Origin of the sequence: Pseudomonas sp. GW456-L13, from assembly GCF_017350115.1 — a bacterium.
Lineage (GTDB): Bacteria > Pseudomonadota > Gammaproteobacteria > Pseudomonadales > Pseudomonadaceae > Aquipseudomonas > Aquipseudomonas jessenii.
The window spans coordinates 1,190,528-1,201,186 of sequence record NZ_JACNAS010000001.1; the positions used below are offsets into that span (position 1 = coordinate 1,190,528).

Consider the following 10,659-nt stretch of genomic DNA (forward strand, 5'->3'; position numbering starts at 1 on the left):
AGGCCGCCGGGCGGGGATGCCAGAGAGTTCTCCATTGACTGTCCCGGCCTCATCGCGGGCAAGCCCGCTCCCACAGGTTTTGTGAACGACATAAATCTCTGTGGGAGCGGGCTTGCCCGAGATGAGGCCCGAGCAAACAACATCAATTAATGAGCCAAACAAAAACGGCAGCCTCAATGGGCTGCCGCTTTTTTTCAACCTGCCGATCAATCAAGCCAGGCGCGAAAGCATCTCCTCGGCTTCACTCTTCTGCTCGGCACTGCCTTCGCTTACCACCTCATTGAGGATGTCGCGAGCACCGTCGCTGTCGCCCATGTCGATATAGGCCTGAGCCAGATCGAGCTTGGTAGCGGCTTCGTCAGTGCCCGAGAGGAAGTCGAAGTCATCATCGCTATCCAGCGCGGCATCAGCTTCGGTAAAGGTCGGCTCGCCGATGCTGTTGGACAAGCTCTCCAGTTCGGCGTTGACATCATCCAGCTCTGCCGCGAACGCATCCGGCGCGTCCAGTTCCTCGGCCAGCGACAGATCGAAATCGGCCGGCAACTCCAGATCATCCAGCGCGACCTCAGGAACAGCCGGGGTTTCGGCAACCGGGAAATCCTTCACGCCCTCATCCAGATCCAGCAGGAAATCGTCTTCAGCCAGCATCGCCGGCGACGGTTGCGCACCGAGATCCAGGTCAAGGTCGAAGTCCGACAGATCGTCGAGGTTTTCCTTGATTTCTGTCTGCTGCTGCAACACCGACTCAAAGCTCAGATCGTCGTCCAGCGGGAACTCACCAAGGTCTGGCAACGCCGCCACTTCAGGCTCCGCTGCAGGTGCAGGTGCAGGCGCCAAAGGCGTAATCGCGTCCAGATCATCCAGGCTCAGGTCGAAGGCGCTGTCGAGGTCATCCTCGAACGGTGCTGGTTCTGGTTCTGGCGCCGGTGCTTGCGGCTCATCGAGCAACAGCTCCTTGACGTATTGCGCATCCAGTTCGGCAGCAACGGCGGCCGCGGCGATGCCACCGGCAGCCACCAGCGCCATGGCCGGGAAGCGACTTTTGAGTTTTTCAACCTGGGCGAAGTTGTCGCCATTAGCCACCAACTGACGCTCCTGGCCGACGAACGCATCGCGGTCGCCTTGCTGGCCGTAGACTTCCATCAGTTTCAAGCGCAGATCGCTGCGCTTGGGCTCTTGCTTGACGCCGTCCTCCAGCAACGCGGCGGCCTGGTTCAGGCGACCGGCATTGATGTGCGACTGAGCCTGACCCAGCACGTCGTCGGAACGCTCGGCAGCCGGCGCCACCAATGGTGCGGCGATCGGCGTGGTCATCACCACCGGAGCAACCACCGGCGCTGGCGCGGGAGCAGGCGTCGGGGCAGTCGCCAGCTTCACGCTCGGCGGCGGAACTTCCAGGCCTTCGAAGCTGCTTTCCGGCAAGTCGAAATCGGCCGAGAACGGCTGATCTTCGGCCAAGGCACGGGCCATGCGCAGATGTTTCTCGGCTGCTTGCTGGGCTTTGCGTCGACGCGCCAGCAACAGCAGCAGGAGCAGGAGAATCACCGCACCGCCACCGACCAGGCCCAGCAGCAGCGGATTGGTCAGCAATTCATTGAACTTCTGATCGTCAGATGCCGCCGGTGTCGCCTCGACGGGCTTCTCGGCTGGCGCGGGCGTTGCCTCAGGGGCAGGCGCAGCGGCAACCGGTGCAGGCGCTGCCTCCGGGTTGGCAGCCAGCTCGGCCGACATTGCCGGCGCGGTCGCAGCCGCTGGAGCAGCCGCAGCGCCCTCGGTTTGCAACTTGGCCAGTTGGTTGTTCTTCAACTCGAGCAGGCGCTGCAGCTTGTCCACCTGGCTTTGCAGATCGGCCATGCGGCTTTTCAGTTCGGCGTTATCACGACGACTGGTGTCGAGGCTTTCCTGGGTCACCGCCAGCTTGTTGCTGAGGGCCTTGGCATCTCCGGCAGCCCCTTTACCAGGGTTCTTGCCGGACTCGGCAGACACCAGGCTCAACTTGTCGGTGGCTGCTTGCGCCGGAGCACCCTCGGTACGAGCGCGATTGGTGGCGTCGAGCTGTTGCTGCCCTGCCCCGGGTTTTGCCACATAGCGGCGACCCTGGCGCCAGGCCTTGTTCTGTGCGGCCACTTCGGCAATGGCCTTGACTTGCGGCAGGCCAGTGCTCTGCGCCTGGTCCGGCATGCGCAGCACCTGGCCGGTTTTCAGGCGATTGATGTTGCCGTCGATAAAGGCATCCGGGTTCAACGCCTGGATGGCCAGCATGGTTTGCTGGATCGAGCCGCCATTACGCGCTTTTGCGGCGATTTCCCACAAGGTATCGCGCGGCGTGGTGGTGTATTGGGACGGTTTGGTCGCACCGGTGACGGGCGCGGCAACCGTCGACGTCGGCTGTGCAGCCGCTTCAGCGGTTTGCGGCGAGAATTTGGACGGATCGAGCAGCACACTGTAGTCGCGCAGCAAGCGGCCGTTCGGCCACATGACCTGAACCAGGAACTTCACCATGGGTTCGGAAAGTGGCTTGCTGGAGGTCACGCGCAGGATGCTTTTGCCGCTGGCGTTGAGCACCGGGGTGAAGGTCAAGTCGTTGAGAAACGCCTGGCGGTCGACACCGGCCTTGGCGAAATCGTCTGGTGAGGCCAGGCTCGGTACCACTTCGGCTGCGGTGAGATCCTTGACATCGAGCAGCTCGATTTCCGCCACCAACGGCTGGTTGAGCGTCGATTTCAGGGTCAACTCCCCGAGCCCGAGGGCATGCGCCATACCGGAGGACAGCGCCGAGGCGGCCGCTATTGCTAACACCAGTTTGCGAACTTGAACCATTAGCTCATCCTTAGTTTGAACATTCCTCGGCCAGCGAGAAGGTATTGATAGTCGCTGCCGTAAGGCATTGCACGCAACGGCGAGGGTCGTCGCGCGCGGTCATTTCATTGATGCCCGGCAAAGCCCCGCAGAGTGGCTCTGCCTTCAGCACTCCGGCAAGCATAGGCTCGCGCGGAATCATTCGACAAATTGTTGCAAAGTATCTTTTACAGCAGGTCTTTTATCAACAACTCGGCCAGCTGCACAGCGTTGAGCGCCGCGCCTTTGCGTACGTTATCTGACGTCAGCCACAGATTAAGTTCCGACGTGTCGTCAATACCATGGCGAACCCGACCAACGTAGACCACATCCTGGCCTACCGCATCGCCCACCGGGGTCGGGTAGTCGCCGGCTTCCACCAGTTCGATGCCGGGAGCGTCTTCCAGGGCCGCATTGACTTTCCCCAGGTCGATTTCACTCGCGGACTGCAGGGTCACGCTATAGCTATCGCCAAAAAACACCGGGGCTTGAATGCAAGTGACGGAAATCTTCAATGAAGGCCGCGCCATGACCTGGCGCAGCTCACGCACCAGGCGTTTTTCCAGCAGCGTATGACCTTGCTCATCCGGTTTACCGACCTGGGCCAACAGGTTGAAGGCCATCTGCCGATCAAAGAATTTCGGCTCCAGCGGCCGCACATTCAGCAGTTCGGCGGTTTGCCGGGCGAGCTCACTCACGGCTTCGCGGCCCTGGGCCGATACCGCCAGGCTGGCGGTCAGGCTGATGCGCTGCAAATCAAGCAAATCCATCAGTGGCGCCAGCACCACCGCCAGCGTGGTGGCCGACGGGCTTGGACTGCTGACCTGAAAGGGTTTTTTCAAGCCGGCCAACACCTGGGCATTGGCTTCAGGCACAACCTGTGGCGCCTTTTCGGCCGGCAGGGCACCGGAGAGATCGATAACCGAGCAACCGGCATCGGTCGCGCGGGAAGCGAAACTCAACGAAACCGCCGGGCCGGCGGCAAAGAATGCCAACTGCACCTTGCTGAAGTCGAACTGATCGACTTCCCGCACCCGCACGTTCTTGCCACGAAACGGTACCGAACTGCCGGCCGACTCGCTGCTGGCCAACAGGTGCAGGTTGCCGATCGGGAAATCGCGCTCTTCGAGAATCTGCACAAGTGTTTCGCCGACAGTACCGGTGGCGCCGATCACGGCAATATCAATGGACTGGCTCATGGTTTGACCTCTGGCGAAACGGGGGGAGCGGCACTTTACCGGGTGGGTGGGATACAGGCAATTTCTGCCGGGGATTTGTAGTGTCTGTACCGGCCTCATCGCGAGCAAGCTCACTCCCACAGGGTACGCATTCCAATGTGGGAGCAAGCTTGCTCGCGATGACGGAATATCAGGCAACCCATAAACATCAGGTTGCCGGGAATAAAAAACCCGCGCCTCTTTCAAGGCGCGGGTTCTTTCATTGCATCAACCGATCAACGCTCGAGCAGGATCCGCAGCATGCGACGCAGCGGTTCGGCCGCGCCCCACAGCAACTGGTCGCCGACGGTGAACGCGCCGACGAATTGCGAGCCCATGTTCAGCTTGCGCAGACGACCAACCGGGATGTTCAGGGTGCCGGTGACCTTGTTCGGGCTCAGCTCCTGAATGCTGGTTTCGCGGTTGTTCGGCACCAGCTTGACCCAAGGGTTGTGCTGGCTGATCAACCCTTCGATATCAGCGATCGGTACGTCTTTGTTCAGCTTGATGGTCAGCGCCTGGCTGTGGCAGCGCATGGCGCCGATGCGCACGCAGATGCCATCGACCGGGATCGGGCTCTTGAAGCGACCGAGGATCTTGTTGGTCTCGGCCTGGGCCTTCCACTCTTCGCGGCTCTGACCGTTCGGCAGTTCCTTGTCGATCCACGGGATCAGGCTGCCGGCCAACGGTACGCCGAAGTTTTCAGTCGGGTAAGCGTCGCTGCGCATGGCTTCAGCCACACGGCGGTCGATGTCGAGGATCGCGCTGGCCGGATCGGCCAGTTGATCGGCAACAGCGGCATGGGTCGCGCCCATTTGCTTGATCAGTTCACGCATGTTCTGCGCGCCGGCACCGGAGGCCGCCTGATAAGTCATGGCGCTCATCCACTCCACCAGGCCAGCTTCGAACAGGCCACCGAGGCCCATCAGCATCAGGCTGACGGTGCAGTTGCCGCCGATGTAGTTCTTGGTGCCCGCGTCCAGTTGCTGGTCGATGACCTTGCGGTTGACCGGATCCAGAACGATCACCGCATCATCCTGCATACGCAGGCTGGAAGCGGCGTCGATCCAGTAACCCTGCCAGCCGGCTTCACGCAGCTTGGGGAAGACTTCGCTGGTGTAGTCGCCACCCTGGCAGGTCAGAATCACGTCGAGGGTTTTCAGCTCTTCAATGCTGTAAGCGTCCTTGAGCGGAGCAATGTCCTTGCCCACGGACGGGCCTTGGCCACCGACATTGGAAGTGGTGAAAAACACCGGCTCGATAAGATCGAAATCCTGCTCTTCCAGCATCCGCTGCATGAGCACGGAACCGACCATGCCGCGCCAACCGATCAGACCTACACGTTTCATCGCAACTACACCTTCTTGAAATGTGGGCCGCTGCCTTGTCTTGAATTTGGCAGCGGGCCCGAGAGATTACAGATTCCGCAGCGCGGCGACTACTGCGTCACCCATTTCCTGCGTACCGACTTTAGTGCAACCGGCCGACCAGATGTCACCGGTGCGCAAGCCCTGATCCAGCACCAGGCTGACGGCTTTCTCGATGGCATCGGCCGCGGCCTGCTGGTTGAAGCTGTAACGCAACATCATCGACACCGACAAAATGGTCGCCAGCGGGTTGGCGATGCCCTTGCCCGCGATGTCCGGGGCCGAACCGTGGCACGGCTCGTACATGCCCTTGTTGTTGGTGTCCAGGGACGCCGACGGCAGCATGCCGATGGAACCGGTGAGCATCGAGGCCTGGTCGGACAGGATGTCGCCGAACATGTTGTCGGTAACGATCACGTCGAACTGCTTCGGTGCGCGCACCAGCTGCATCGCGGCGTTGTCGACGTACATGTGGCTCAGTTCGACTTCAGGATAATCCTTGGCCACTTGTTCGACCACTTCACGCCACAGTTGGCTGGAGGCCAGTACGTTGGCCTTGTCCACCGAGCACAGCTTCTTGCCACGAACCATGGCCATGTCGAAACCGACACGGGCGATGCGGCGGATTTCGCTTTCGCTGTACGGCAGGGTGTCATAGGACTGACGCTCGCCGTTTTCCAGGGTACGGGTACCACGAGGCGCGCCGAAGTAGATGCCGCCGGTCAGCTCGCGAACGATCAGGATGTCCAGGCCGGCCACGATTTCCGGCTTCAGGCTGGAAGCCTCGGCCAGTTGCGGGTACAGGATCGCCGGACGCAGGTTGCCGAACAGGCCCAGTTGCGCACGGATTTTCAGCAGACCGCGTTCAGGGCGGATGTCACGTTCGATGGCATCCCATTTCGGGCCGCCAACGGCGCCCAGCAACACGGCGTCGGCCGCGCGGGCACGCTCCAGAGTCTCGTCGGCCAACGGCACGCCGTGCTTGTCGATGGCAGCGCCACCGATCACGTCGTGGCTCAGTTCGAAACCCAGGGCGAACTTGTCGCTGGCCAATTCCAGCACCTTGACCGCTTCGGCCATGATTTCCGGGCCAATACCGTCACCTGGGAGAATCAGAATCTGCTTGCTCATGCTTTCCTCATGTCATCAGTCGGTGCGCCTTGGGCGCACCCGGAAAAATTCTATCGCTCGGCCATCAGTACCAGCACATCCGTACTGAACGAACCATCGGCCTCAATCTCAAAATATTCGCGCACTTCATTGCCCATCGACTGCTGCAACTCGCGGATCGCCGCGCGCATCACTTGCGGTGTGCGCATGCGCTCGACCCAGCTGTTGTATTCCAGGCGCAAGCGCTGACGGGTGGTACTGCGGGTGTGCAGCCCCGCCTCGCTGACCTGGCGCAACCACTCGCCAGCGGAATAATCGCGCACATGGCTGGTGTCGCGCAGCACTTCGACGCTTTGCAGGTAAGTGTCGAACAGCGGGCTACCCGGTGACAACACGTCGACGAACGCCGCCACACCGCCCGGCTTCAGGACTCGACGCACCTCCCGCAGGGCCACGCCCAGGTCGCTCCAATGGTGCGCCGAATAGCGGCTGAAGACGAAATCGAATTCGCCATCGGCGAACGGCAGGCGCTCGGCGGCACCGTTGACCGTGGTTACGTTGCTCAAGCCACGGTCGACAGCAGCGGCAGCGACCACGTCGAGCATTTGCTGCGACAGGTCGTAGGCCACCACCTCTTTCACCAATGAGGCTACGTGAAAACTCACGTGACCTGCGCCGCACCCCAGATCCAGGACCCTGGCCTCGCCCTGCCCCGCCAGTTCGGCCTGTAGCAGCGCGAATTCGGTGCCTTGAGCGTGTACGGCGCTGCTCAGGTAGGCCGAGGCCTGTTCACCGAATTGCTTCTGGACTACCTGGCTGTGTCGGGCGGTGCTGGTCATGGGGACTTCCTTTTTGGGGTGAGTCTTGGGGGTGTCTGTTCTGGCCTCATCGCGAGCAAGCTCGCTCCCACAGGTTTTGTTTACGCCGCAAATCCAATGTGGGAGCGAGCTTGCTCGCGATGGCGTCATTACGCCTTAAGCAAATTCAAGCGTCGCGAAACAACCAAGGCTGGCTCGCACGATGCTTGGCCTCAAATGCCGCAATCGCATCGCCGTCCTGCAAGGTCAGGCCGATATCGTCCAGGCCGTTCAACAGGCAATGCTTGCGAAAGGCATCAATCTCAAAGCTCAACACCTTGCCATCCGGACGGGTCACGGTCTGGGCCTGCAGGTCAACCTGCAACTGATAACCCGGATTGGCCTCGACCTGCTGGAACAGTTCGTCGACTTCGGCGTCGCTCAGGATGATCGGCAGCAAGCCGTTCTTGAAGCTGTTGTTGAAGAAGATGTCGGCATAGCTCGGCGCGATGATGCTGCGGAAACCGTACTCTTCCAGCGCCCACGGCGCGTGTTCACGGCTGGAGCCGCAACCGAAGTTCTCGCGGGCCAGCAACACGCTGGCGCCCTGGTAACGTTCGGCGTTGAGGACGAAGTCCTTGTTCAGCGGACGCTTGGAGTTGTCCTGGTAAGGCTGGCCCACATCCAGGTAGCGCCATTCATCGAACAGGTTCGGGCCAAAGCCCGTGCGCTTGATCGACTTCAAGAACTGCTTCGGGATGATCTGGTCGGTGTCGACGTTGGCACGATCCAAAGGCGCGACAAGACCAGTGTGCTGGGTAAAAGCTTTCATGCTGCGCTCCTTCAGATCAATTCACGGACGTCGACGAAACGACCGTTTATAGCAGCGGCCGCGGCCATGGCCGGGCTGACGAGGTGAGTACGACCACCGGCACCCTGACGGCCTTCGAAGTTACGGTTGGAGGTCGAGGCGCAATGCTCACCGGACTCCAGGCGGTCCGGGTTCATCGCCAGGCACATCGAGCAACCCGGCTCACGCCATTCGAAACCGGCTTCGAGGAAAATCTTGTCCAGGCCTTCCGATTCAGCCTGGGCTTTAACCAGGCCCGAGCCCGGCACCACGATGGCCTGCTTGATGGTCGAGGCCACTTTACGGCCCTTGGCGATCACGGCCGCCGCACGCAGGTCTTCGATCCGCGAGTTGGTGCAGGAACCGATGAACACGCGGTCGAGCTGAATGTCGGTGATCGCCTGATTGGCGGTCAAACCCATGTACTTCAAGGCACGGACGATGGAGTCGCGCTTGACCAGGTCCATTTCCTTCGCAGGATCCGGCACGTTCTGGTCTACCGCCAGCACCATCTCAGGCGAAGTACCCCAGCTGACTTGCGGCTTGATCTGGGTCGCATCGAGCTCGACAACCGTATCAAACGTGGCATCGGCGTCAGACACCAGGTCTTTCCAGGCTTCAACGGCCAAGTCCCATTCCGCGCCTTTCGGGGCAAATGGACGGCCCTTGACGTAAGCCACGGTTTTTTCGTCCGCAGCCACCAGGCCTACGCGAGCGCCGGCCTCGATGGACATGTTGCAGATGGTCATGCGGCCTTCGACGGACAGGTCGCGAATCGCGCTGCCGGCGAACTCGATGGCGTGGCCGTTACCGCCGGCGGTGCCAATCTTGCCGATCACCGCGAGCACGATGTCCTTGGCGGTCACGCCGAACGGCAATTGGCCTTCGACGCGCACCAGCATGTTTTTCATTTTCTTGGCGACCAGGCACTGGGTGGCGAGCACATGCTCGACCTCGGAAGTGCCGATACCGTGAGCCAATGCGCCGAATGCGCCATGGGTCGAGGTATGGGAGTCGCCGCAGACCACGGTCATGCCGGGCAAGGTTGCGCCTTGCTCCGGGCCGATGACATGGACGATGCCCTGGCGAACGTCGTTCATCTTGAACTCGACGATGCCGTATTCATCGCAGTTGTCATCGAGGGTCTGGACTTGCAGGCGCGAAACCTGGTCAACGATGGCGTCGATGCCACCCTTGCGCTCCGGCGTGGTCGGTACGTTGTGGTCCGGGGTCGCGATGTTGGCATCGATGCGCCATGGCTTGCGGCCGGCCAGACGCAGGCCTTCGAAGGCTTGCGGCGAGGTCACTTCGTGGATGATGTGACGATCGATGTAGATCAGCGCAGAGCCATCGTCGCGCTGCTTGACCAAATGCGAATCCCAGAGCTTGTCGTAGAGCGTTTTGCCGGCCATCAGACGGTTTCCTCATCAGCTTGTTTCTATGCCCTGGGTCTTGAGCGACTCAATAACCCCTTGGCTTGTGAGGCTGATCCTATGGGGTTACATTAAATAACTCAAATTCATATTTTTTATGCTTTGGATAACCAACTGGAATGCAACTATGGACCTGGCCAACCTCAATGCCTTTATTGCCATCGCCGAGACCGGAAGCTTCTCCGGCGCCGGGGAACGGCTGCACCTGACCCAGCCGGCCATCAGCAAGCGCATCGCCGGGCTGGAGCAGCAATTGAAGGTGCGGTTGTTCGACCGTCTGGGTCGTGAAGTGGGTCTGACCGAGGCCGGGCGCGCCCTGCTGCCGCGGGCTTATCAGATTCTCAATGTCCTCGATGATACGCGCCGTGCCCTGACCAACCTCACCGGCGAAGTGACCGGCCGTCTGACCCTGGCCACCAGTCACCACATCGGCTTGCACCGTTTGCCACCCTTGCTGAGGGAGTTCACCCGACTCTACCCACAAGTGGCGCTGGATATTCAGTTCCTCGATTCGGAAGTGGCCTACGAGGAAATTCTCCATGGCCGCGCCGAACTGGCGGTCATTACCCTGGCGCCAGAACCCCATGCGCTGGTCAAGGCCACCCCGGTATGGGACGACCCGCTGGACTTCGTGGTTGCGCCGGAGCATTCGTTGCTCAATAACGGCAAGGTCAGCCTGGCGGACATCGCCCGACACCCGGCGGTCTTCCCCGGTGGCAATACCTTTACCCACCACATTGTGCAGCGGCTGTTTGAAGCCCAGGGCCTGACGCCAAACATCGCCATGAGCACCAACTACCTGGAAACCATCAAGATGATGGTCTCGATCGGCCTGGCCTGGAGCGTTTTGCCGCGCACCATGCTCGATGACCAGGTGGCGCGCATACCTTTGCCGGGCATACAGCTCACTCGCCAGCTAGGCTATATCTTGCACACAGAAAGGACGCTGTCGAATGCTGCGCGGGCCTTCATGGCCTTGCTGGACGCTCAACTCGATCAGCCAGGGACTCAAGGCTAAGCTGTGCTAATCCTGTAGAGCCGCGAATT

General features: G+C 60.9%; 8 protein-coding genes. 1 reads left to right on the plus strand and 7 read right to left on the minus strand.

Annotated elements, in window-relative coordinates; genetic code table 11:
• Positions 1-210: 210 nt before the first annotated feature.
• From J4D25_RS05365 to leuC, 7 genes are all read right to left on the minus strand, one after another.
• Positions 211-2,820, minus strand: coding sequence for a FimV/HubP family polar landmark protein (locus J4D25_RS05365; protein WP_057715573.1), 2,610 nt, complete (start codon positions 2,818-2,820; stop codon positions 211-213).
• 206 nt (positions 2,821-3,026) lie between these two features.
• Positions 3,027-4,037, minus strand: coding sequence for an aspartate-semialdehyde dehydrogenase (locus J4D25_RS05370; protein ID WP_057715574.1), 1,011 nt, complete (start codon positions 4,035-4,037; stop codon positions 3,027-3,029).
• 254 nt (positions 4,038-4,291) lie between these two features.
• A complete protein-coding gene (asd, locus tag J4D25_RS05375; protein ID WP_057715575.1) occupies positions 4,292-5,404 on the minus strand; it encodes an aspartate-semialdehyde dehydrogenase in 1,113 nt (370 codons plus the stop codon).
• Positions 5,405-5,470: 66 nt separating this feature from the next.
• Positions 5,471-6,553: a 3-isopropylmalate dehydrogenase gene (gene leuB / locus J4D25_RS05380; protein ID WP_007997553.1), complete on the minus strand. Its 1,083-nt coding sequence runs from the start codon at positions 6,551-6,553 to the stop codon at positions 5,471-5,473.
• Positions 6,554-6,603: 50 nt separating this feature from the next.
• Positions 6,604-7,371 (minus strand): class I SAM-dependent methyltransferase, encoded by a 768-nt coding sequence (locus J4D25_RS05385; protein ID WP_057715576.1) that lies wholly within the window; start codon positions 7,369-7,371, stop codon positions 6,604-6,606.
• 145 nt (positions 7,372-7,516) lie between these two features.
• Positions 7,517-8,161 (minus strand): 3-isopropylmalate dehydratase small subunit, encoded by a 645-nt coding sequence (leuD, locus tag J4D25_RS05390; RefSeq protein ID WP_015095895.1) that lies wholly within the window; start codon positions 8,159-8,161, stop codon positions 7,517-7,519.
• Positions 8,162-8,172: 11 nt separating this feature from the next.
• Positions 8,173-9,591 (minus strand): 3-isopropylmalate dehydratase large subunit, encoded by a 1,419-nt coding sequence (gene leuC / locus J4D25_RS05395; RefSeq protein ID WP_057715577.1) that lies wholly within the window; start codon positions 9,589-9,591, stop codon positions 8,173-8,175.
• Between the two features lie 148 nt (positions 9,592-9,739).
• Here leuC and J4D25_RS05400 point away from each other — a divergent pair, with 148 nt between their 5' ends.
• Positions 9,740-10,630, plus strand: a complete 891-nt coding sequence (locus tag J4D25_RS05400; protein WP_057715578.1) for a LysR family transcriptional regulator — start codon at positions 9,740-9,742, stop codon at positions 10,628-10,630.
• Positions 10,631-10,659: the final 29 nt, after the last annotated feature.

Excerpts from the sequence above, each read along its gene's own strand:
- asd (WP_057715575.1), bottom strand. The coding sequence starts at position 5,404 with ATGAAACGTGTAGGTCTGATCGGTTGGCGCGGCATGGTCGGTTCCGTG.
- J4D25_RS05385 (WP_057715576.1), bottom strand. The coding sequence starts at position 7,371 with ATGACCAGCACCGCCCGACACAGCCAGGTAGTCCAGAAGCAATTCGGT.
- J4D25_RS05370 (WP_057715574.1), bottom strand. The coding sequence starts at position 4,037 with ATGAGCCAGTCCATTGATATTGCCGTGATCGGCGCCACCGGTACTGTC.
- J4D25_RS05365 (WP_057715573.1), bottom strand. The coding sequence starts at position 2,820 with ATGGTTCAAGTTCGCAAACTGGTGTTAGCAATAGCGGCCGCCTCGGCG.
- leuD (WP_015095895.1), bottom strand. The coding sequence starts at position 8,161 with ATGAAAGCTTTTACCCAGCACACTGGTCTTGTCGCGCCTTTGGATCGT.
- leuB (WP_007997553.1), bottom strand. The coding sequence starts at position 6,553 with ATGAGCAAGCAGATTCTGATTCTCCCAGGTGACGGTATTGGCCCGGAA.
- J4D25_RS05400 (WP_057715578.1), top strand. The coding sequence starts at position 9,740 with ATGGACCTGGCCAACCTCAATGCCTTTATTGCCATCGCCGAGACCGGA.
- leuC (WP_057715577.1), bottom strand. The coding sequence starts at position 9,591 with ATGGCCGGCAAAACGCTCTACGACAAGCTCTGGGATTCGCATTTGGTC.